The organism is Pseudomonas sp. NIBRBAC000502773 (genome assembly GCF_006517195.1).
GTDB classification, from domain to species: Bacteria; Pseudomonadota; Gammaproteobacteria; order Pseudomonadales; family Pseudomonadaceae; genus Aquipseudomonas; species Aquipseudomonas marginalis.
This window is the reverse complement of sequence record NZ_CP041189.1, coordinates 3,817,730-3,839,952: the sequence shown is the minus strand read 5'-3', so window position 1 is coordinate 3,839,952 and position 22,223 is coordinate 3,817,730. Positions and strand designations below refer to the sequence as shown.

Annotated in this window: 18 protein-coding genes and 2 pseudogenes; 13 read left to right on the top strand and 7 right to left on the bottom strand. The window is 57.4% G+C overall.

Going from position 1 to position 22,223, the window contains the following annotated elements:
- Positions 1-83 precede the first annotated feature (83 nt).
- A complete protein-coding gene (locus NIBR502773_RS17665) occupies positions 84-1,886 on the top strand; it encodes an acyl-CoA dehydrogenase (protein ID WP_141156561.1) in 1,803 nt (600 codons plus the stop codon).
- Here the strand turns inward: NIBR502773_RS17665 and NIBR502773_RS17660 are convergent.
- Positions 1,883-2,173, bottom strand: coding sequence for a cell division protein ZapA (locus NIBR502773_RS17660; protein WP_017526490.1), 291 nt, complete (start codon positions 2,171-2,173; stop codon positions 1,883-1,885). The genes NIBR502773_RS17665 and NIBR502773_RS17660 overlap by 4 nt on opposite strands.
- Positions 2,170-2,400 (bottom strand): hypothetical protein, encoded by a 231-nt coding sequence (locus tag NIBR502773_RS17655; RefSeq protein WP_003187970.1) that lies wholly within the window; start codon positions 2,398-2,400, stop codon positions 2,170-2,172. The genes NIBR502773_RS17660 and NIBR502773_RS17655 overlap by 4 nt, the downstream gene beginning before the upstream one ends.
- 276 nt (positions 2,401-2,676) lie before the next feature.
- Here NIBR502773_RS17655 and NIBR502773_RS31335 point away from each other — a divergent pair.
- From NIBR502773_RS31335 to selO, 5 genes and pseudogenes are all read left to right on the top strand, one after another.
- Positions 2,677-3,399: pseudogene (locus NIBR502773_RS31335) on the top strand (MCP four helix bundle domain-containing protein); the annotation flags it as partial.
- A 30-nt stretch (positions 3,400-3,429) separates the two neighbouring features.
- Positions 3,430-4,302, top strand: a complete 873-nt coding sequence (locus NIBR502773_RS31330) for a methyl-accepting chemotaxis protein (protein WP_371914633.1) — start codon at positions 3,430-3,432, stop codon at positions 4,300-4,302.
- 233 nt (positions 4,303-4,535) lie between these two features.
- Positions 4,536-6,278: a potassium/proton antiporter gene (locus NIBR502773_RS17645; protein WP_027604969.1), complete on the top strand. Its 1,743-nt coding sequence runs from the start codon at positions 4,536-4,538 to the stop codon at positions 6,276-6,278.
- A 52-nt stretch (positions 6,279-6,330) separates the two neighbouring features.
- Positions 6,331-9,714 (top strand): mechanosensitive channel MscK, encoded by a 3,384-nt coding sequence (gene mscK, locus NIBR502773_RS17640; RefSeq protein WP_141156559.1) that lies wholly within the window; start codon positions 6,331-6,333, stop codon positions 9,712-9,714.
- 48 nt (positions 9,715-9,762) lie between these two features.
- Complete coding sequence (selO, locus tag NIBR502773_RS17635) at positions 9,763-11,226, top strand: protein adenylyltransferase SelO (RefSeq protein WP_141156558.1); 1,464 nt, start codon at positions 9,763-9,765, stop codon at positions 11,224-11,226.
- 144 nt (positions 11,227-11,370) lie between these two features.
- Here the strand turns inward: selO and NIBR502773_RS17630 are convergent, their stop codons facing one another.
- From NIBR502773_RS17630 to NIBR502773_RS17620, 3 genes and pseudogenes are all read right to left on the bottom strand, one after another.
- Complete coding sequence (locus NIBR502773_RS17630; protein WP_095186107.1) at positions 11,371-13,713, bottom strand: DUF262 domain-containing protein; 2,343 nt, start codon at positions 13,711-13,713, stop codon at positions 11,371-11,373.
- Positions 13,706-14,959, bottom strand: coding sequence for a putative phage abortive infection protein (locus NIBR502773_RS17625; protein ID WP_141156557.1), 1,254 nt, complete (start codon positions 14,957-14,959; stop codon positions 13,706-13,708). Before NIBR502773_RS17625 ends, NIBR502773_RS17630 begins: the two co-directional genes overlap by 8 nt.
- A 219-nt stretch (positions 14,960-15,178) precedes the next feature.
- Positions 15,179-15,579, bottom strand: a pseudogene (locus tag NIBR502773_RS17620) (type II toxin-antitoxin system HigA family antitoxin).
- A gap of 80 nt (positions 15,580-15,659) precedes the next feature.
- On the opposite strand from NIBR502773_RS17620, the gene trxC reads away from it, so the two are divergent.
- Positions 15,660-16,094, top strand: coding sequence for a thioredoxin TrxC (gene trxC / locus NIBR502773_RS17615; RefSeq protein WP_141156556.1), 435 nt, complete (start codon positions 15,660-15,662; stop codon positions 16,092-16,094).
- Positions 16,095-16,182: 88 nt separating this feature from the next.
- Here trxC and NIBR502773_RS17610 read toward each other — a convergent pair whose 3' ends face one another.
- Both NIBR502773_RS17610 and NIBR502773_RS17605 read right to left on the bottom strand, forming a co-directional pair.
- Entirely contained in the window at positions 16,183-16,398 is a 216-nt protein-coding gene (locus NIBR502773_RS17610; protein ID WP_095186109.1) for a DUF6124 family protein, read from the bottom strand.
- Between the two features lie 470 nt (positions 16,399-16,868).
- The gene (locus NIBR502773_RS17605; RefSeq protein ID WP_053139210.1) at positions 16,869-17,639 is read right to left on the bottom strand and encodes a ParA family protein; all 771 of its coding nucleotides are present in this window, start codon (positions 17,637-17,639) and stop codon (positions 16,869-16,871) included.
- A gap of 337 nt (positions 17,640-17,976) precedes the next feature.
- Between NIBR502773_RS17605 and NIBR502773_RS17600 the strand changes: the two genes are divergently transcribed.
- Genes NIBR502773_RS17600 through NIBR502773_RS17575 form a run of 6 tightly spaced genes read left to right on the top strand, consistent with a single transcriptional unit; the run spans position 17,977 to position 22,204 of the window.
- On the top strand, positions 17,977-18,696 hold the full coding sequence (locus tag NIBR502773_RS17600) for a beta-ketoacyl synthase chain length factor (RefSeq protein WP_065940812.1): 720 nt from the start codon (positions 17,977-17,979) through the stop codon (positions 18,694-18,696).
- Positions 18,672-19,484 carry a 1-acyl-sn-glycerol-3-phosphate acyltransferase gene (locus tag NIBR502773_RS17595; RefSeq protein WP_065940811.1) on the top strand — a complete coding sequence of 271 codons (813 nt, stop codon included), beginning with the start codon at positions 18,672-18,674 and terminating at the stop codon, positions 19,482-19,484. Before NIBR502773_RS17600 ends, NIBR502773_RS17595 begins: the two co-directional genes overlap by 25 nt.
- Positions 19,462-19,731, top strand: a complete 270-nt coding sequence (locus NIBR502773_RS17590) for a phosphopantetheine-binding protein (RefSeq protein ID WP_027604978.1) — start codon at positions 19,462-19,464, stop codon at positions 19,729-19,731. The genes NIBR502773_RS17595 and NIBR502773_RS17590 overlap by 23 nt, the downstream gene beginning before the upstream one ends.
- A gap of 9 nt (positions 19,732-19,740) precedes the next feature.
- Positions 19,741-19,995: an acyl carrier protein gene (locus NIBR502773_RS17585; protein ID WP_003187949.1), complete on the top strand. Its 255-nt coding sequence runs from the start codon at positions 19,741-19,743 to the stop codon at positions 19,993-19,995.
- Positions 19,992-20,537, top strand: coding sequence for a hypothetical protein (locus NIBR502773_RS17580; protein ID WP_141156555.1), 546 nt, complete (start codon positions 19,992-19,994; stop codon positions 20,535-20,537). Before NIBR502773_RS17585 ends, NIBR502773_RS17580 begins: the two co-directional genes overlap by 4 nt.
- On the top strand, positions 20,534-22,204 hold the full coding sequence (locus NIBR502773_RS17575; RefSeq protein WP_141156554.1) for an acyl-CoA synthetase family protein: 1,671 nt from the start codon (positions 20,534-20,536) through the stop codon (positions 22,202-22,204). Before NIBR502773_RS17580 ends, NIBR502773_RS17575 begins: the two co-directional genes overlap by 4 nt.
- Positions 22,205-22,223 lie beyond the last annotated feature (19 nt).

Sequence of the window (22,223 nt, the reverse complement as noted above, 5' to 3'; positions counted from 1 at the left end):
TCTTCATCACCCAGATCAATCTTGCTATCCCGTCTTTATTCGCGCACTTAGACTCAGGCCAATTCCTCCAAAGGTAAGCCGCCATGTCCGAGACGCTGCTCAGTTCCCGCAATCTGGCTTTCGAGCTGTATGAAGTCCTCGATGCCGAGGGCCTGACCCAGCGCGAGCGGTTTGCCGAGCACAATCGCGAAACGTTCGATGCCGCGATCAGCACGGCGCGCAGCATCGCCGAAAAGCACTTCGCCCCCCACAACCGTAAGAACGACGAAAACGAACCGCGCTACGAAAACGGCGCAGCCATCCTGATTCCGGAAGTCAAACCGGCGGTGGATGCGTTCCTGGAAGCCGGCTTCCTCAATGCGGCCCGCAGCTTCGAAGCCGGTGGCATGCAGTTGCCGACCCTGCTCTCTCAAGCCTGCTTCGCTCATTTCCAATCTGCCAACGCGGCCTCGACGTCCTACCCGTTCCTGACCATGGGCGCCGCCAACCTGATCGAAAGCTTCGGCACCGAGGAGCAAAAACAGCGCTTCCTGCAACCGATGATCGAAGGCCGCTTCTTCGGCACCATGGCCCTGACCGAGCCCCACGCCGGCTCATCGCTGTCGGATATTCGTACCCGCGCCGAGCCCGCGGCTGACGGCAGCTATCGCCTCAAAGGCAACAAGATCTTCATCTCCGGCGGCGACCACCCGCTGTCGGAAAACATCGTGCACATGGTGCTGGCCAAGCTGCCGGACGCGCCCGCTGGGGTGAAGGGTATTTCGCTGTTTATCGTGCCCAAATTCCTGGTCAACGACGACGGCAGCCTCGGCGCGCGCAACGACGTGCTGCTGGCCGGGCTGTTTCATAAGATGGGCTGGCGTGGCACCACGTCCACGGCATTAAATTTCGGCGATAACGGCAACTGCGTCGGCTATCTGGTGGGTAAACCGCACCAAGGCCTGAGCTGCATGTTCCAGATGATGAACGAGGCGCGCATCGGTGTCGGCATGGGCGCGGTGATGCTCGGTTACGCCGGCTATCTCTATTCGCTGGAGTACGCCCGCGAACGCCCGCAAGGCCGCTTGCCCGACAGCAAGGACCCAGGCACCGCGCCGGTCTCGATCATCCAGCACGCCGATATCAAGCGCATGCTGCTGACGCAAAAAGCCTACGTCGAAGGTGCCTTCGACCTGGGTTTGTACGCCGCGCGGCTGTTCGATGACACCACCACACTGGAGACCGAGGCCGAACGCAGACAGGCCCACGAACTGCTGGACCTGCTCACCCCCATCGTCAAATCCTGGCCCTCGGAGTTCTGCCTCAAGGCCAACGAACTGGCGATCCAGATCCTCGGCGGCCACGGTTATACCCGCGAATACCCGGTGGAGCAGTACTACCGCGACAACCGCCTGAACCCGATCCACGAGGGCACCCATGGCATCCAGTCCCTGGACCTGCTGGGGCGCAAGCTGGCGCAGAACGGCGGCGCGGGCCTGAAGCAACTGATTCGGCTGATCGCCGACACGGGCGCGCGGGCACAGGAATATCCAGGCCTGACGGCATTGAGAGAACCGCTGGAGCACCTGGTCAGCCGCCTGCAAAGCGTGACCATCGGCCTGCTGACGGATCTCGCCCAGGGCAAGGTCAACAGCAGCCTGGCGAACTCGGCGCTGTACCTGAAGGTATTCGGGCATACGGTGATTGGCTGGCGCTGGCTGGAACAGGCGATTCGCGCCGAAGAAGGGCTGGCCAAGGGCAATGCGGCCGATGTCGCCTTCTATAAAGGCAAGCTCCAGGCTGCCCGGTACTTCCTGACTTGGGAGATTCCGGGCTGCCATCATGAACTGGTGATTCTGGAGGCACGGGATGATACGTGCCTGGGGATGCAGGATGAGTGGTTCTAAGGCTGGATCGCCTTGGAAATCACCTCGACCGTGGCGCTGACTTGCTCTTGGTAACGGTCGAGTTCCTGCTGGTGAGCCTGCTGCATTTCGATCTGCTCGGCGCACAGGTTCAGCGCCGCCAGCACCAGTAGCTTGTCACCGATCAGGGTCGGGTACTTTTTCTTGGTGGTGGCCAGGGAGGCCTTGAGCATAGTCACGGCGTGCATCAGGGTTTTATCTTCCCCGGCCGGGGCCTTGATCGAGTAATCCTCTCCGAGAATCGAAACGACCTTTATCCCTTCATTCATGCGCTGACAGGGCCTGCGCTCACGCGCTCAACCAGCGCCTGGATACGCGCTGCCGTCGCGCCGTGCTTTTCTTCCTGTTCCATCAGGTTCAGTTGCAGGCTGTCGTTCTCATCCTTGGCGCGAGCCAGTTCGGCCTTGAGGGATTCGTTGCTGCCCAGTAGCTCCTGATTCTGCTGTACCAGGTCGCTGACCAGTTGTTCCAGTTGGCTGAGGGATGCTTCTAACATTTTGATTTCTCGGGCTTTTTCAAAGGGCGGTGACGATAAAGAAAATTCACCTCGGATGCCAGGGTTATCCCTGGCGCGCAGCCCGTTTTTCAAGGGCCGGGCCACGCTTTCGAGCCTTAGTGACTGCATTTCCCCCATCTGGTTCCTGAATCCGCGCATCCCCTCGTCAGATGCGACAAAAACGCACAGCCCCCTTTAGACTTTAGTCGTACGCCCGATAGAGAGGCACACCCCGTCTCATGACCGCACGGATCGCGCCTCTCCCAGGATTTCCGCATGTCGCTTCGTAATATGAATATCGCTCCGAGGGCCTTCCTCGGCTTCGCGTTTATTGGCGCGTTGATGTTGTTTCTAGGCGTGTTCGCCCTGAACCAGATGAGCAAGATCCGTGGCGCCACTGAAGACATCACCCTGTCCAGCGTGCCAAGCATCCGCGCCCTGGATGAGTTCACCCAACTGACCCTGCGCCTGCGCGTGTTGTCTTACCGCTTGCTGACCAACCGCGAGCCGGATGTGCAGCAAAAGACCCTGGAAGCCTTCGAACTGCGCAACCAGCAGATTCGCGCCGCCCAGGGCGTCTACGAGAAACTGATTGAAAGCAGCGAAGAACGTAGCACCTACAACGAATATGTAAGCCTGCTGGGCCAGTACCATCAGATTGAAGAGCGCATGAAGAGCCTGTCACGGGCCAACCAGGTGGATGAGCTGCGCAGCCTGCTTAACACCGAATTGCTGAGCAACTCCGAGCAGGTCAACGCCGTGCTGACGCGCCTGCTGGACCTCAATAACAAGATGGCCCTGGCCACCAATCAGGAGGCCGAAGACCAGTACAACGCGGCCTTCAACCTGGTCGTGGGCCTGCTGGTGATCGCCACGCTGCTGACCCTGCTGTTTGCCTGGCTGCTGACCCGCAGCATCACCCTGCCGATTTCACAGGCACTGGAAGCGGCGGAAGAAGTCGCCGAAGGCAACCTGACACGGCCGATCAAAGTCGACGGCAGCGATGAGGCCGGGCGCCTGCTCGCCGCCATGGCCAAGATGCAGGACAAACTGCGCGACACCCTGCAACGCATCGCGGGCTCCGCCACCCAACTGGCTTCCGCCGCCGAGGAACTGAACGCCGTCACCGACGAAAGCGCCCGTGGCCTGACCCGGCAAAACAACGAAATCGAGCAAGCCGCCACCGCCGTCAATGAGATGACCAGCGCCGTGGAAGAAGTCGCACGCAATGCGGTAAGCACCTCTGAAGCCTCGCGCAACGCCACCACGTCTGCTGGCGACGGCCGCGACCTGGTGCAGGAAACCGTCAGCGCCATCGAGCGCATGAGCGGCGACGTGCAGGCTACCGCCACCCTGATCGGCGAACTGGCCAATGAGTCGCGCGATATCGGCAAAGTGCTGGACGTGATTCGCGGCCTGGCCGACCAGACCAATTTGCTGGCCCTGAACGCGGCGATTGAAGCCGCACGTGCCGGTGAAGCCGGTCGCGGGTTCGCGGTGGTCGCCGATGAAGTGCGGGCCCTGGCCCATCGCACCCAGCAGTCCACCAGCGAGATCGAGCGGATGATCGGCAGTATCCAGGCCGGCACCGAGCACGCGGTGGACTCGATGCGCAACAGCACCGAGCGGGCGGAGTCGACGCTGAACATCGCCAAAGGCGCCGGGATGTCGCTGGATACCATCAACACCGCGATTGTCGAGATCAACGAGCGCAACCTGGTGATCGCCAGCGCGGCGGAAGAACAGGCGCAGGTGGCGCGGGAAGTGGACCGCAACCTGGTGAACATTCGTGATCTGTCGGTGCAATCCGCTACGGGCGCCAGTCAGACCAGCGCCGCGAGCAGCGAATTGTCACGCCTGGCGGTAGACCTGAACGGGATGGTAGGCCGCTTCCGCCTCTAACGCCCTGCACTGGCTTGAAATGTGGGAGGGGGCTTGCTCCCGATAGCGGTGGATCAGTTACAGACAAGCTGACTGACATACCGCCATCGGGGGCAAGCCCCCTCCCACATTCAGATCTGCGCCCGACGTTAAAAGCTTTTTGACAGCACCGCAATTCAACAGGTTAGAATCCCTGGCACGCAGACTGCATGGTCAGTTTGCGTCCCGTCTTGTTTGCCCATGGAGTACTGCCTTTGAATGCGACGACCATCAACAGCCTGTTCTTGATCGGCGCGTTGCTGGTGAGTGCGAGCATTCTGGTGAGTTCTCTTTCCTCGCGCCTGGGTATCCCGATCCTGGTGATCATCCTGGCCGTGGGCATGGTGGCCGGCGTTGATGGCGGCGGCATCATTTTCGACAATTACCCGACTGCCTACCTGGTGGGCAACCTCGCGCTGGCAGTGATCCTGCTCGACGGCGGTTTGCGTACACGGGTGGCGAGTTTCCGCGTGGCACTCTGGCCGGCATTGTCCCTGGCCACGGTGGGGGTGTTGATTACCACCGGCCTCACCGGCATGGCGGCGGCCTGGCTGTTTGACCTGAATATTATCCAGGGCCTGCTGATCGGTGCGATTGTCGGCTCGACCGACGCCGCAGCGGTGTTCTCGCTGCTGGGCGGCAAGGGTCTGAACGAACGGGTGACCGCCAGCCTCGAGATCGAATCCGGCAGTAACGACCCGATGGCGGTGTTCCTCACCGTCACCCTGATCGACATGCTCGCCAGCGGCCAGACCGGCCTGCACTGGAGCCTGCTGACCCACCTGGTGCGCGAGTTCGGCATCGGTGGCATCGTCGGCCTCGGCGGCGGCTGGTTGATGCTGCAAATGGTCAACCGCATCAACCTGGCCACCGGCCTGTACCCGATCCTGGTAATCGCCGGCGGCCTGTTCGTGTTCGCCCTGACCAACGCCTTCCATGGCAGCGGCTTCCTCGCCGTGTACCTGTGCGGCCTGGTGATCGGCAATCGCCCGGTGCGTAGCCGTCATGGCATTTTGCATATGCTCGACGGCATGGCCTGGCTCGCTCAGATCGGTATGTTCCTGGTGCTGGGCCTGCTGGTCACGCCCCATGATTTGTTGCCGATTGCCCTGCCGGCCCTGGGCCTGGCGCTGTGGATGATCCTGTTTGCGCGGCCGCTGTCGGTGATGGTCGGCCTGCTGCCGTTCAAAGCCTTCCATGGCCGCGAAAAGGCCTTTATCGCCTGGGTCGGCCTGCGCGGCGCGGTGCCGATCATCCTGGCGGTGTTCCCGTTGATGGCCGGCCTGCCCCATGCGCAGCTGTACTTCAACCTGGCGTTCTTTATCGTGCTGGTGTCGCTGCTGGTACAGGGCACCAGCCTGCCGTGGGTGGCCAAGCTGCTCAAAGTGACCGTTCCGCCGGACCCGGCGCCGATCTCCCGCGCAGCCCTGGAAGTGCACGTCACCAGCGAGTGGGAGCTGTTCGTCTACCGCCTCGGCGCAGAAAAATGGTGCATCGGCGCGGCCCTGCGCGAGTTGAAAATGCCCGAAGGCACGCGCATCGCGGCCCTGTTCCGTGGCCAGCAACTGCTCCATCCGTCGGGTAGTACGGTGCTGGAAGTCGGCGATCTGCTCTGTGTGATCGGCCATGAACACAACCTGCCGGCCCTGGGCAAACTGTTCAGCCAGGCACCGCAACGCGGCCTCGATTTGCGCTTTTTCGGCGACTTCGTCCTCGAAGGCGACGCCCAGCTGGGCGCGGTTTCGGCGCTGTATGGCCTCAAGCTCGAAGGGATCGACCCGGACATGCCGCTGAGCCGCTTCATCACCCAGAAAGTCGGCGGCGCGCCGGTAGTGGGCGACCAGGTGGAGTGGAACAACACCATCTGGACCGTCGCGGTCATGGACGGGAACAAGATTGGCAAAGTCGGCGTCAGATTCCCCGAAGGAAGTCGCCCGGGCCCCGGACTCTTCCTCTAAACTGCGGGGCGACAGCACGCCCCCGATTCTTCACCTTGCTCGATCGGTCTCTATGCCAACCCTGCGCACTTTTCTCGCCACTGCCCTGCTGGGCCTGACCCTTTGTGTCGGCAGCGTCTACGCCGCCGACCCGCCCAGCGCCGACGCCATCCAGCAAACCCTGGACAAGCTGCCTGATCGCAAACTGCCCGACGCCGACATGAAGGCGCTGCAGTCGATCCTGCAACAGACCCTGACCTACCTGGGCAACAAGCAGGATTACGAGCAGCGCCTGGTCGACCTCAAGCGCCAGCTGGAAGACGCGCCGCGCCAGACCAGCGAGAACCAGCGCGAACTGACCCGGCTCAAGGCCACCAAGGTCATTCCGGTGGCCCAACGCTACGCCACCCTGCCGGTGCCGCAGCTCGAGCAATTGCTGGTGCAGCGCAGCACCCAGCAAGGCGACCTGCAAAAGGAACTGGCCGACGCCAACAGCCTGACCATCGCCGCCCAGACCCGTCCCGAACGCGCCCAGACCGAAATCAGCAGCAGCCAGACGCGCATCCAGCAGATCAATGCCACCCTCAAGGCCGGCAAGGACAATGGCAAAGCCCTCAGCGGCGACCAGCGCAACCAACTGAATGCCGAACTGGCCTCCCTGAATGCCCTGATCCCCCTGCGCCGCCAGGAACTAGCCGGCAACAGCCAACTGCAGGACCTGGGCAACAGCCAGCACGACTTGATCCAGGAAAAAACCGCGCGCCTGGAACAGGAGATCCAGGACCTGCAAACCCTGATCAACCAGAAACGCCTGGCCCAGTCCCAGCAGACCGTCACCCAACAGTCCATCGAAGCGCAAAAGGCCGGCGGCAGCAGCCTGCTGGCCACGGAAAGCGCGGCCAACCTGAAGCTCTCCGACTACCTGCTCAAGAGCACCGACCGCCTCAACGACCTGACCCAGAAGAACCTGCAGACCAAGCAACAGCTGGACACCGTGACCCAGAGCGATTCGGCCCTGGACGAGCAGATCAACGTGCTCAAGGGCAGCCTGCTCCTGTCGAAGATTCTGTATAAGCAGAAACAAGCGTTGCCCCGCCTGACGGTGGACCGCGACCTGGCGGACGATATCGCCAACATTCGCCTGTACCAGTTCGAGGTCAACCAACAGCGCGAGTTGATCAGTTCCCCCAGCACCTATGTGGATAACCTGCTGGCCAACCAGCCGCCGGCCGACGTCACCCCGCAACTGCGGCGCACCCTGCTGGAACTGGCGATCACCCGCAGCGACTTGCTGGAGCGCCTGAGCCGCGAGCTGAGCGCGCTGCTCAACGAATCCATCACCCTGCAACTGAACCAGAAACAACTGCTCAGCACCGCCACCACCCTGCGCGCGACGCTCGATGAACAGATGTTCTGGATCCCCAGCAACAAGCCGCTGGACACCGAATGGCTGGAAACCGTGCCGGCGCACCTGAGCAAGCAGGTCACCACCCTGCCCTGGGCCTCCAGCGTCAGCGAGTTGTACGACGGCCTGACCCAGCGTCCGCTGCTGTTTTTGCCGTTGCTGCTGTTGATCGGTGCCCTGTTGTGGCGCCGCAACGCGCTGTACGCACGCCTGAAAAGAGTCCATCTGGACATCGGTCACTTCAAACGCGACAGCCAATGGCACACGCCTCAGGCGATCCTGGTGAATATCCTGTTGGCGATGCCGGTAGCACTGGGCCTGGCGCTGTGCGGCTACGCGCTGCAGATCGACGCACGTGGGCAGAACGCCAACCTGGGTGCGGCGCTGTTGCAGATTGCCCAGGCGTGGCTGGTGTTCTACACCGCCTACCGCATCCTGGCGCCGGGCGGCGTGGCCGAGTTGCACTTCCGCTGGGAAAAGCCCCAGGTCGAATTCCTCCAGGGCTGGGTGCGCAAGCTCGGGCTGGTGGTGCTGGCCCTGGTGGCCGTGGTGGCGATTGCCGAGCATCAACCGGCGGCGCTGGCCGACGACGTGCTGGGCATTGGGGTGGTCCTGACCTGCTACGCCCTGATGGCCTGGCTGCTGGGACGCCTGCTGCTGCACAGCCCGACCCACGAAAAAGCCTCGCTGTTCCGCAAAGCCGTGGGCCTGCTGTTTACCGCCCTGCCTATCGCGCTGTTCATTGCCGTGTGCTTTGGCTACTACTACACCGCACTCAAGCTCAGCGACCGGCTGATCAACACCTTGTACCTGCTGATGTTCTGGCTGGTCATCGAAGCCACCTTCGTGCGCGGCCTGGGCGTTGCCGCCCGACGCCTGGCCTATTCCCGCGCCCTGGCCAAACGCCAGGCTGCCAAGGAAGCCGGCGAAGGCGAAGCGGTGATCGAAGAGCCGACCCTGGATATCGAACAGGTCAACGAACAATCGATGCGCCTGATCCGCCTGGCGCTGCTCGGCGGCTTTATCGCGGCGCTGTACTGGGTATGGTCGGACCTGATCTCGGTATTTTCCTACCTGGACAACGTCACCCTCTACGAATACACCAGCGGCACCGGTGCCAATATCAGCATGGTGCCGATCAGCATCGGCGACCTGCTCGGCGCGCTGATCATCATCGGCATCACCTTCGCCCTGGCGCGCAACCTGCCCGGCCTGCTGGAAGTGCTGGTGCTGTCCAAGCTGGACCTGGCCCAGGGCAGTGCCTACGCCACGACCACCTTGCTGTCCTACATCATTGCCGGCGTGGGCTTTGTCTCGACCCTGTCCACCCTCGGCGTGAGCTGGGACAAGTTGCAATGGCTGGTGGCTGCGCTGTCGGTGGGGTTGGGCTTCGGCATGCAGGAGATCTTCGCCAACTTTATCTCCGGCATCATGATCCTGTTCGAGCGCCCGGTGCGGATCGGCGACACCATCACCATCGGCAACCTGTCGGGCACGGTAAGCAAGATCCGCATCCGCGCTACCACCATCACCGACTTCGACCGCAAGGACATCATCGTCCCGAACAAGACGTTCATTACCGGGCAACTGATCAACTGGTCGTTGACCGACACCATCACCCGCGTGACCCTCAAGCTGGGCGTGGACTACGGCTCCGACCTGGACCTGGTGAAGGAATTGTTGCTCAAGGCCGCGCGAGAAAACCCAAGGGTGTTGAAGGAACCGGAACCCCATGTGTACTTCCTCAACTTCGGCGAAAGCACCCTCGACCACGAACTGCGCATGCACGTGCGCGACCTCGGCGACCGCAACCCGGTGATCGACGAAGTGAACCGCTTTATCAATCGCGAGTTCAAGAACCACCACATCAACATCTCGTTCCGGCAGATGGAGGTGTACCTGAAAAACCTCCACGGCCAGGAGTACAAGCTGGTGCCGGTGGAAGACGAGAAGAGAACCATCGTCGGACCGGCCGAAGCGCAAGATGTGCCGGAGCCGCCGGACGGCAAAGTGGCGGATGCACCCGAGCCACCGCCCAGCAAACTCGACTAAACGCCCTATCCCCAGCAGAATGCTCGGACATTCTGCTGGAGATGGCCGGTGAAAGCCCTCGACGAACTGACCTTCGACAACCGCTTCGCACGCCTGGGCGACGCGTTCTCAACCCACGTATTGCCCGAGCCCCTCGACGAACCGCGCCTGGTGGTGGCAAGCAATGCCGCCATGGCCCTGCTCGACCTCGACCCTGCCGTGGCGCAAACGCCGGTGTTCGCCGAGCTGTTCAGCGGCCATAAGCTGTGGGCCGAAGCCGAGCCGCGGGCAATGGTCTACTCCGGGCACCAGTTCGGCGGCTACACCCCGCAGTTGGGCGATGGTCGGGGATTGCTGCTGGGCGAGGTATACAACGAGGCCGGCGAACATTGGGACCTGCACCTCAAGGGTGCCGGGATGACGCCCTACTCGCGCATGGGCGACGGCCGCGCGGTGCTGCGCTCGTCGATTCGGGAGTTCCTGGCCTCCGAAGCGCTGCATGCACTGGGCATCCCCACCAGCCGTGCGTTGTGTGTGATCGGCTCCAGCACCCCGGTCTGGCGTGAGAAGCAGGAACGTGGGGCGATGGTGCTGCGCCTGGCGCCCAGCCATGTCCGTTTTGGTCATTTCGAATATTTCTATTACACCAAGAAGCCCGAACAGCAGGCCGAGCTGGCCGAGCACGTGCTGAACCTGCACTACCCTGAGTGCCGTGAACAGCCCGAGCCGTACCTGGCGATGTTCCGCGAAATCGTCGAACGCAATGCCGAGATGATCGCCAAATGGCAGGCCTATGGTTTCTGCCACGGGGTGATGAACACCGACAACATGTCGATCCTCGGCATCACCTTCGACTTCGGGCCGTTTGCGTTTCTCGACGACTTTGACGCGCACTTCATCTGCAATCACTCGGACCATGAAGGACGTTACTCCTTCAGCAACCAGGTGCCCATCGGCCAGTGGAACCTCAGCGCGCTGGCCCAGGCGCTCACGCCATTTATCAGCGTCGATGCCTTGAAAGAAGCCCTTGGCCTGTACCTGCCGCTGTACCAGGCCCACTACCTGGACCTGATGCGCCGCCGACTGGGGCTGTCCACTGCCGAAGACGACGACCAGAAGCTGGTGGAGCGGTTGCTGAAGCTGATGCAGAACAGCGGCGTGGATTACACCTTGTTCTTCCGGCGCCTGGGCGACGAATCGGCAGAGATGGCGGTGGCGAAGCTGCGCGATGATTTTGTCGACCTCGCCGGCTTTGATGCCTGGGCAGGACTTTACAAGGCTCGTGTTGAGCGGGATGGGGATTACAGCGAGGAACAGCGCCGTGAGTGGATGCACGCAGTGAACCCGCTGTACATCCTGCGTAACTACCTCGCACAGAACGCTATCGCTGCCGCCGAATCAGGCGACTACAGCGAAGTGCAGCGGTTGCATGAGGTGCTTTCCAAACCGTTCGAGGAGCAGGCGGGGATGGAGCAATATGCCCAGCGACCGCCGGATTGGGGCAAGCATTTGGAGATCAGTTGTTCGTCGTAGACTTATGCATATGAGGGGCTAATTAAAATAGGATATACATCCTTGAAATTTAAAATATCCGCACGCCCCTAAAATTTACGCTTATATGATAAATGGCCAGGACTTTCGATACCATGGCCACATAAAAATCAAAAACCGCTGCTCTTAAACCTCAATTTTAGTGGCCGAGTTCAATAGCTCACTGAAATGTTCTTGATAGGTTTGCGCATCGTCGATTTTTGACGGATTTTTAATTTCTTTCTGAACTAACGCCATTTTCCCCTTTATCTCATTGAAAGATATCTGACTTAAATCCTCGTAAGAGTATCTTTGCAGTATTTGAAACAATATATAAAAATCAACCAAATAGCGTTTATACGTTGATTGCTCTTTATTAATCAACGAATTAAGCGATGCCTTAAAATCGGCCGGGTCAAGCTTAGACTTTAGCAAATTAATGTATTTTTCAATACTTTCAAGACTGCCCATAAAAGAACGTTTAAGTTCTACATCCATTGAGATACGCTCTAGCAGGTTAGAGACATCTTTCTTCTCACTGATTCGGCAGTTGATTTTTTTATCACGAAGATAAAATCCGATACTCTTAAAGTCCTTCCGGTGCTCAGTGCAGTGTGCGATGTAAGACAGCAGAGCAATAAGCTCTTCATTCAGCATCCGATCCACACCAGAGCTCGTATCCCTTTGCTTAATAAAAAGCCAAGAGATATTTTCATCTGTTATGTCTCTGATTTTCTTTATCACATCTCGATCCATGAAAGAATTCCACATTTCAAAGGAGTTCTCTTTGATGGGATAAGGCTTATTGTTCAAACGAATAAACAAATCTACAGGTTCGAAATTATTGTTTAGAGCATAGTCAATTTCAATAACACTAAGTTTAAAGTCAAGAATTTTTTCTTGAGTATTCACATCTAGAGCGGTGTAAGACTTCCCATCTAGCTCACTCAAAATTTTCAAACGATTTAATTTGTAATTAACATTCTTAGGATATACAAAATCCCCTACCTCATTCTGATACTGCTTCCCTAAAAAACCCAGAATAGATAGCAAGCGCTGTTGCCCATCGATAACTTCTTTCACACCAGACTTATTTTTAAAAATAAATATTGGTGGCAAATTAATCCCCAATATGACACTTTCGATGATTGCAGAGGCCTTATACAGATTTATTTTTTCTTGCCGCTGGTAAGTGGGCCTCAACTGGTACTTATTCGTACTAATCTCGCTAATTATTTCTTCAATCGGGATAAGAGAGGGCTCTGGCTTCTGAACGCGAAGTGAGGATAACTCTGCGATTTTGAGCTTAGCTTCTTTCTCACTCTGCCTTAAAGTTTTAACGACGCCTTTGAAATTTTCATCTTTAAAAAACGAAGAAAAACTGAAAGAAAAAGCATTTTCATAAGCTTTAGCAGCAGCTTGATGCCTATTTATTATTGACTTGTAATGATGGCTATTTTCAGAAATAAATTCCGGAAGTAGCTTTTTTATGGACGCCTCGATAATTTTTGACTTGGACTCTTCGAGAATAGCCTCTCGGGGAATATCGTTTTCAACAAGAATACACAGCCCCCAAAGTAGTGATTCATTTACAAGCTTGTTAGCTTTGATTGATTCATCAGCAAAAGAATTAATCAACGAAGCGCAGGCTTTCAAATTCAAAGCCAAAAACTCACAAAGCTCATTCACATCATCGGTATTACTACTCTTCACATTATATAAGAGATCGATAATTTCAGATCTATTCACACCTGTCGCATAGGTGTTTATTGGAAACGAGGACAACACTAAATACTTACGTAGAAATTGGAGAACCGTCGCGTTATTTGGCGACATATCTGACAATTGCCTACCAATAAATTTCTCCGCCACATCACTAATTAGCTCTTTATCAGTGCCTAACAGCTCCTTTAGTCTATTAGTAATATCATCATCATCGTATGTAGCATTATCAATTTCCGCACTATTTAGCGGAGTAATACCAGAGTTATAACGTCGGAAAATTTCTTTCTTTATTTTATCTTCTAAAATTGTTTCGAGCTTCGGTTCATTTATGACTTCAAACTCAAATATACGTATCTTCGCATTATCCAATATACTCTTAATATCTTCATCAAGCTTAGAGTAAGTCTGATCTCTGAGTTGGGTAAGCTTTGTCAAACCATTCAGATTCAACTTGATGTCACCCTCTCGAAAACGCTTAATTGTTTCATAGCGTTGGCGACCATCTATAACCTCAATTGATGCTCCGCTTAGAAAAAATATGAGGGGAGGAATATCAGTACCAAGCAAAATGCTTTCTATAAAGAACGAGGCTTTAGCTAAGTCCCAAACATAATTGCGCTGATAATAAGGTTTATAATTTATTTTGCGAGTCATCCGCTCGCCAAACAACGTCTTGATGGACAAGGAATATACACTTGTCTTAATATGTTTTTTAAATACATTCTCAAACTGATCTTTATTCAAATACAAATTTGGATTAGACATTTTTTACCCCATCAGCATCGCTATTTAAACGCAGAATATTTTGACTAACAATTATAAAAGAAACATCATTCTCACCAACACAGACCTTTACGAAATCAGAAAACGGTTCGTTTTGATATCGAGAACAAACAAAAAAGTCGTATAAAAGAAAGCTCATGTAAGAAGAGAAATCCTCAACATTAAAGTTCAATATTTGCATTTCCGAAGAAGGTAATGGATATGAGAAATCAATTTGCATCTCATTCAACTCACTAGCCCTTACCGAAAGCGTAATATTATTCTGCTCTATAATAGAGAAAGAAACCTTTTCCTCTTCAAAGTCTTCACCTCTTATCGACACCTCCAGCTTCTGGACGACCTCCGATATTACGGAAAATAACGTAGTATTGAACCCCAACAAGTCAGAAAAATTAATCTGACCTGTTAGATAGCCTTTAAACTCCGGCTTTGATATTGATGGCAAATGCTTTAGGAAGTTATATCTAAGTATAAACCTGTAGAGCTGTTCACCATACCGAGACTGTGAATTATAGTATATCGCAAGCATCTCATTCTCCGACAGCTGAGATCGCAAAATTGTTATATACTGAAACTTATCACTTTCATCCAAATCAGACTCATCAACAACCTTAAAAATTCTATATATAATTTTATAATAGTGCGACAATTCTTCTTTTCGTGAATAGTACAACGTCACATAATGCTCTTTTGCCTTTTTATGACAGCTATCAGGATTAACGCACCAAACAAAATCATCTAACATCGACCGCCTAAGGGTTTTAAAGTAGTTTCCTTCAGCGCATTGCTCATTTAGGCCATCCACGATTTTTCTATACAAATCGATTAAAGAAAAATACATCGACGACATTCTCTGCTGTTTAAGTGTCCGCGATTGTTCGATAAACACCTGCCTTGACTGGTATAGCTCATCGCGCTGGAGACGAAATTCTTCAATCTGAAGATCTAAGGCCTCAGCTTGCTTTACAAAAGCATCTTTATTAGTTTTAAAATCATCACGCTGTTCTTTCAAAGCAATATAAAATATTAAAACACCGCAAAGAGACCAAATAGAGCCCAGTACTCCGCCAATAAAATCCCCAAATGTGCCAAACTTGGCACTATCTATCTGAAGAGAAGTATCCAAATCAATCTTCCACAAAAATAAAACCGTCAGTGGAACAATTAAAAAGAAACTATAAAGTGCAAATTTAACTACCCTATCAACGTTTACCGAACCCAAATCCATGGAAGCTTCACCAGTTATCTAATTTATTACCTGAGCTAGTGATAAGCAGAACATATGCAGACCACATACACCGAATACTGGCAATATAGTGCCACAACACCTCAAAAAGCTAGCAAGACATACTCGAACACCGCGCAATGGCTTGCTACCAGCTGCAACCGCCACGCCCCGCGGCAGATTCGTTATGAGTAGATGGGCGTCGCCGGTTAGCCCTTAGACCTAGATAAACGTTCTCACTGAAACTCCAAACCGTCCCGCCAACCAGCGAATTTGCCCTCTATTGAGCTGGCGCTTCCCATTCAAGATCTCAGAAACGACCGGCTGCGTGCCGCCCCCGGAAGGTCGATTTGAGTAAGATTATGCCCACACACCATGTAGCGCAGCACATCGACGCCACTGGCGAGGGGCATTGGGTGATGCTCACGATCGTAGGCTTCGATCCAGTCGTTGATGATTTCCTCAAGCTCATTTAGTAGGTGAGCTTCGTCCTTTCCAAGGATATCCAGTAACAGATTGAGGGCCATGACCGGCCTGTCATAGTCCGCCTCAGTTTGAGGTTTGGTCAGCAGTGGTGAAACAAAGGGCCAATGTGCAATGGCCCGTTTGAAGTCGTCGCCCATCAGTCATCCTTTATTTTGTTATTGATAAACAGCATTGTGGGCTCCAGATTGAAACTTTCGGCTACACCTTGAGGCCCCCTATGTCCGACCCTCTCGTTATCCCCTGCCCCCATTGCAACGGCCTCAACCGCATCCCCGACGAACGCCTGGGTGATACGCCCAAGTGCGGGCGTTGCAAGCAACCGGTTCTACTGAGCAAGCCTTTCGAGCTGAAGCAAGGCGACTACGCCAGTCAGATCAAGGGCGATTTGCCGTTGCTGGTGGACGTGTGGGCCGATTGGTGTGGGCCGTGCAAGTCGTTTGCGCCGGTGTTCGAGCAGGCGGCCGGGCAGTTGGAAGGCAAGTGCCGGTTGGCCAAGCTGGACAGCGAGGCCAACCAGCAGCTGTCGGCGCAACTGGGGATCCGGTCGATCCCCAGTCTGATTCTGTTCAAGAACGGCCGCGAAGTGGCGCGCCAGAGCGGGGCGTTTCCGTTGCCGCAGTTGATGAGTTGGTTGCGTAGCCAGGGGGTGTAACCGGGCCTTGAGAACAAGGCTGGACAGTGTGGGAGGGGGCAAGTCGAATCGTCGCACCGCCCCTCCCACATTTGACCGAGTGTTATCTTCAGGCCACGGGGGCTTCGCGGTCCATTATCTGGCCGACCAGCATTACGCCAAGTTCGCTCAATTGGTGGATAGCCAGGGCCACGTCGCGGTGTTCGCCGGTGAGGTCGTTGGACAGGTTGAGTAACAGGGTGCGGACGGAGGAGAAGGTTTCGTAGCTGTTGAGCACGAGCGCTTCGGTGGGGAGGTTGGGTGTAACGGTATAGAGGTTAACCATGGATCGTCTCCGAGTAGTGGAGCCGCAACCGGCCGCTACTAAACGGAGGGTGGCAGCTGTACGCAGGTTAGTAGACCGGGGAGACGCAACCGGCGCGCTCGAAAGCGCCCTCCGTACAGCCACCATCAAATTCAGGAAGCTCCTGATCGACGAATTGCCGTACGTCTCACCTCGGGCTACTAAACCCGATCACTGAACATTCAGTGACCGCAGAACCTTAGAGATGCCCATCCAGACGCACAAGCCGGCGGATTCTGGCGTACCTGTAGGCAACGATACAAGCCACACCCCCTCTAGCCAGACCCTTCCTACAGCCTCTGTGGGAAAAATCCAATCCCCGACTGAAATGCAATTCAAATGTGGGAGGGGGCTTGCTCCCGATGGCGGTGAGTCAGTCAAAGTATTCGTGACTGATACACCGCAATCGGGAGCAAGCCCCCTCCCACAGGGATTCTTTGTTGCCTTCGAGGTCAGGCGTTTTCCAGCAGGTTATGCAGCTCCACAAATTGCAGAGTGAGCTTGTGCCGTGGGTCCAGGTGGATCAGCGGCTTGTTCTCCTGGTGCGACTCGCGCATGCGCACCGAGCTGGCCAGGTAGACCGGCAGCACCGGCAAGCCTTCAGCAATCAACTCATCGAGCATTTGCTGCGGCAGGCTCGCCCGCGCCTGGAACTGGTTGACCACGATACCTTCGACTTCCAGGCCTTCGTTGTGGTCTTCCTTCAATTCTTCGATTTCAGCCAGTAGCCCGTAAAGAGCCTGGCGCGAGAAGCTGTCGCAATCGAAGGGGATCAGCACACGATCAGCGGCAATCAGCGCCGAAACCGCATAAAAGTTCAGGGCTGGCGGGGTATCCAGGTAGATCCGGTCGTAATCCTCGCTCAGCTCATCCAGCAGCTTTCGCAGCTTGTTGATCTTGTGCTTGGCCTCCAGCTTGGGCTGCAGATCGGCCAACTCGGCGGTTGCGGTGATGACGTGCAGGTTGTCGAAGGGTGTTTCGTAGATATCGACTTTGTTTTTCTTCGAAAACGGCCCGGAAGACAGGGTTTGCTTGAAAAAGTCCGCGATCCCCATGGGGATGTCGTCGCCAGTCAGCCCCGTCAGGTATTGGGTTGAATTGGCCTGTGCATCGAGGTCCACCAACAGGGTTCGATAGCCTTCGCTGGCGCTGACCGCCGCCAGGTTGCAGGCGATGCTCGACTTGCCAACACCGCCTTTTTGATTGAACACCACGCGCCGCATGGAAAAACCTCCGTGTATCAATGAATGTCCGAGTGTAGAGGGCAAAAGCGCCTGTTAGCTACCTCGTTCATCGATGCATTGCTGCATTGCATCGGGTCTGTCATAGGTCGCGTACAAATGAAAAGGAAGTGTCCGACGATCCAAGTTGCCCCTCGTTGAAGGACAATCTGTAAACCTTCCCGACTTATTTGTAATCGGCCTTGCACAATTCTTTACCAAAGTTTGCTAGAACCCCGCAGCACCGGGATAATGCGCGCCACTCGGCGATTGCTCCTTGTCCCGGTATTCGGGGCCAAAAGCCGCACATGGAAGCCCGCAGGGGCGGGATAACTTCTCAGTGATCAACTTCAACATCGCCCAATGGCGCGCCTGGGCCCCCGGCCTGGAAAGCGCGGACGACTGGCACGCCTGGTGCCAGGCCCCGGTGTTGCTGCCTGCCAGCGATGCCTCGCCCGACGTGTCGTTCCTGCCGGCCATGCAGCGCCGCCGCCTGAGCCGCCTGGCGCGCATGGCGTTCAGCGTAGGCTGGCCGCTGGCCGACGGCCTGCAAGACTTGCCGCTGGTGTTTATTTCCCGGCATGGCGAAACCCCGCGCACCCTCGACATCCTCAGCGACCTGGCCAACGACCAGCCGCTGTCGCCGACCCAATTCAGCCTGTCGGTGCACAACGCAGTGATTGGCCTGTGGTCGATCCTGCGCAATGAAACCAGCGAAATGACAGCCCTCGCCGCCGCCGGCGATGGCCTGGAGCACGGCATGCTCGAAGCCGCGGCCCTGCTCAACGAAGGCGCTCCGGCGGTATTGCTGGTGATCACCGAAGAACAGCCGCCCGAAGCCTACGCCAGCTGGATCGTTGACGTACCCTTTCCCTACGCCCTCGGCCTGCTGCTGACACCAGGCGACGAGTGGCAACTGGAACTCAGCGCCGGCACTGTCCAACCCACTCAAACCCAGTGGCCCCACGCCCTGAACCTGCTGCGCGCCCTGCTTACCGAACAGGGCGCCTGCCAACATGCCTGGAAGAACCGTGTATGGAACTGGCAACGCAAGTCGTGAACGATAAGCCACGGGATGCCTACTACTGGCGCCTGTTCGCCACTGCCGCGAGCTTCTTCGTATTCGGCGTCGGCGGGTTGTGCCTGCGCTTGCTGGTCTTTCCCCTGCTCAGCTGCCTGCCGGGCAACGTAGAAAGGCACCAGCGCCGCGCCCGCCATACCATCAGCAAGCTGTTCTGGTTCTTTATCCGCCTGATGCAGCGCGCCGGCGTGCTGACCTACAGCGTCGAAGGCGCCGAACGGCTCGGCCAGCCAGGCCAGATGATCATCGCCAACCATCCGTCGCTGATCGACGTGGTGTTCCTGATCGGCCTGATGCGCCAGACCAATTGCGTGATCAAGCAGAGCCTGTTTCAAAATCCGTTCACCCGTGGCCCGGTGCGCGACGCGGGTTACATAAGCAACGACGGCAGCGCAGACATGCTCGACGCCGCCGCCGACGCCCTGCGCCAAGGCCAGACGCTGATCATCTTTCCCGAAGGCACCCGCACCACACCCGGCGTGGCGCCCGCCTTTCATCGCGGGGCCGCCGCCATTGCCCTGCGCGGTGCGACAATCATCACCCCGGTAGTGATCAAGGTCAGCCCCACCACTCTGACCAAGGCCGAACCCTGGTATCGCATCCCTAAATGCCGTTTTCACTTCAGTTTGCGCGTGGGGGCCGATATAGAACCACAGGCGTTCGCAACACTGGGGCCCGCGCCCCAGGCCTCACGCAAGCTCAACGATTACCTGCACCACTATTTCATTAAGGAGCTCGCCGAAGATGAGCGACCAACACCGCCTTGAGCACGACATAAAGCTGTTGATCATCGAGGCCCTGGGCCTGGAAGACATCAGCGCCGACGACATCGGCAGCGACCAAACCCTGTTCGGCGAAGGCCTGGGCCTGGATTCGGTAGACGCCCTGGAATTGGGCCTGGCGATCCAGAAAACGTACGGCATCAAGATCGATGCCGACGCCAAGGACACCCGCAATCACTTCACCAACGTGGCCAGCCTTGCGGCGTTCGTCACGGCCAGACAGGCAGCTTGAGACCGGACCATGCAAACTCGTGACGATATTTTCAACACCCTGCGCGATGCCTTGGTGGAACTGTTTGAACTGCCCCCGGAGCGCGTCACCCTCGACGCCAACCTGTATCAGGACCTGGAGATCGACAGCATCGATGCCGTGGACCTGATCGACCATATCAAGCGCCAGACCGGCAAGAAGATCGCCGCCGAAGAGTTCAAGGCCGTGCGCACCGTCAACGACGTGGTTGAGGCGGTGTACCGTCTGGTCCAGCCTGCCGCATGAGCCGGCTGATCGGCCTTGGCCTGTTATTGGCGGGGCTGCTGTACCCGTTTGCGGTGTATTACGGCACCGAGCACTTTGCGCCCTGGCAATTCGGCCTGCTGCTGGGCAGCCTGTGGCTGCTGCGCGCGGTCACGGGTGCGACGCGCCCCGGCAGCCGCTGGATGGCGTTGGCGGTAATCGTGTTTTGCCTGGCCCTGGCCTGGTTCGACAACCCGCACCTGTTGCGCTGGTACCCGAGCCTGGTCAGTGCGTTCATGTTGGCGCTGTTCGGCCTGAGCCTGAAATACGGCCCGCCGATGGTGGAGCGTCTGGCGCGCATGACCGACCCGGTGCTGCCGCCGCACGCGATTGTGTATACGCGCCAGGTCACCGTGGTGTGGTGCGTGTTTTTTCTGTGTAATGGCCTGCTCGCCGCCGCCCTCACCCTATGGGCGCCGTTGAGCTGGTGGACGTTGTACAACGGCTTGATCGCCTACGGGCTGATGGGGCTGTTGTTTGCCGTGGAATGGCTGGTACGACAAAGGGTTCGAGGCCGCGTATGAATGGGTTGAATCTTGAGCATCTGTTGCTCGAGCCGCTGGAACAGCGTTTGGTGACCACCGAACCTGCGATGAATCACGCCCAGCTGTGGGAACACTCCCTGAGCCTGGCCGCCGGGCTGCAAGCCCGTGGCATCCAGCGCCTGGCCCTGCACCTGGAAGACGCCGGCCTGCTGGCGATTGCACTGCTGGGCGCCTGGCGCGCCGGGGCCAGCGTACTGCTGCCCGCCGATCTGCAACCCCAGACCCGCCAACGCTGGGACACGGTTGTCGACGCCTGGCTGACTGAAGCGGCAGACCTGGACGCGCTGTATCAAGCACCGTTGAGCCCGGCTGCCCTCGACCTGGACACCTGCCAACTGAGCCTGTGCACCTCCGGCTCCAGCGGCGAACCCAAGCGTATCGACAAGACCCTGCGCCAGCTCGCCAATGAAGTCCAGGCCCTGGAAGCGCTGTGGGGCGCCGACCTGAAAGACGCCTGCATCATCGGCAGTGTCGCCACCCAGCACATCTACGGTTTGCTGTTCCGCGTGCTGTGGCCGCTGTGCGCCGGGCGCAGCTTTGTGCGCCGCCAGCTGGCGTTTCCGGAAGACATGCAACGCGCCAGCCGCGAACACCCGCAATTCGCCTGGGTCGCCAGCCCGGCGCTGCTCAAGCGCATGGGCGACAACCTCGACTGGCCGGCGCTGAGCCAGGTATCGCGGGTGTTCTCGTCGGGCGGCGCCCTGCCCATCGAGGCGGCCGGCAGTCTATACGAGCGCTTGCAGCAATGGCCGACCGAGATCCTCGGCAGCTCGGAAACCGGTGGCATCGCCTGGCGCCAGGGGGCGCAACCCTGGCAGCCGTTCGCCGATGTACACCTGAGCCAGGACGCCGACGGTGCCCTGCGCATCGCCTCGCCATACTTGCCCGTCGGGCACATAGAACAAACCGCTGACGCTGCGCGCATCCATGCCGATGGTCGCTTCGAGCTGCTCGGACGCCTGGACCGTATCGTCAAGCTGGAAGAAAAACGCATCTCCCTGCCCATGCTTGAGCAGGCGCTGATGGCCCACCCGTGGGTCGTCGAAACGCGCCTGGGGGTGGTGCAGGAAAACCGCGCCTCCCTCGGCGCGCTGGTGGTACTCAGTGCCGACGGCCTGCACGCCTTGCGCAACCAGGGCCGACGGACTGTCACCCAGACCCTGCGCCAGCATTTGAGCCAGCATTGCGAAGCCCTGGCGCTGCCACGTCGCTGGCGGCTGCTGCGCCAGCTGCCGCTGAATGCCCAGGGCAAACTGCCCCAGGCCGATGTGGCCGCGCTGCTGCTGGCGCCCCGGCCCAAGGCGCCGGAAGTGCTGGAGCAAGTCGAAGTCGATGGCGAATGGACCTTGCAACTGAGCGTGCCGCCGGACCTGGCCTATTTCAGCGGCCACTTCCCGGTCACTCCGGTATTGCCCGGCGTGGTCCAGGTGGAGTGGGCGTTCAACCTCGGCCAACAACTGCTCGATCTGCCCGCGACCTTTGCCGGCATGGAAGTGCTCAAGTTCCAGCAACTGGTGCGCCCCGGCGACCGTATCGAACTGCACCTGCGCTTCGACCAGGAACGCGGCAAGTTATATTTCGCCTACCGCAACGGCGTCGCGGCCTGCTCCAGCGGCCGCATCCAATTGGAAGCGGCCCATGCATAAGCTTCTGTGGCGAGCGGGC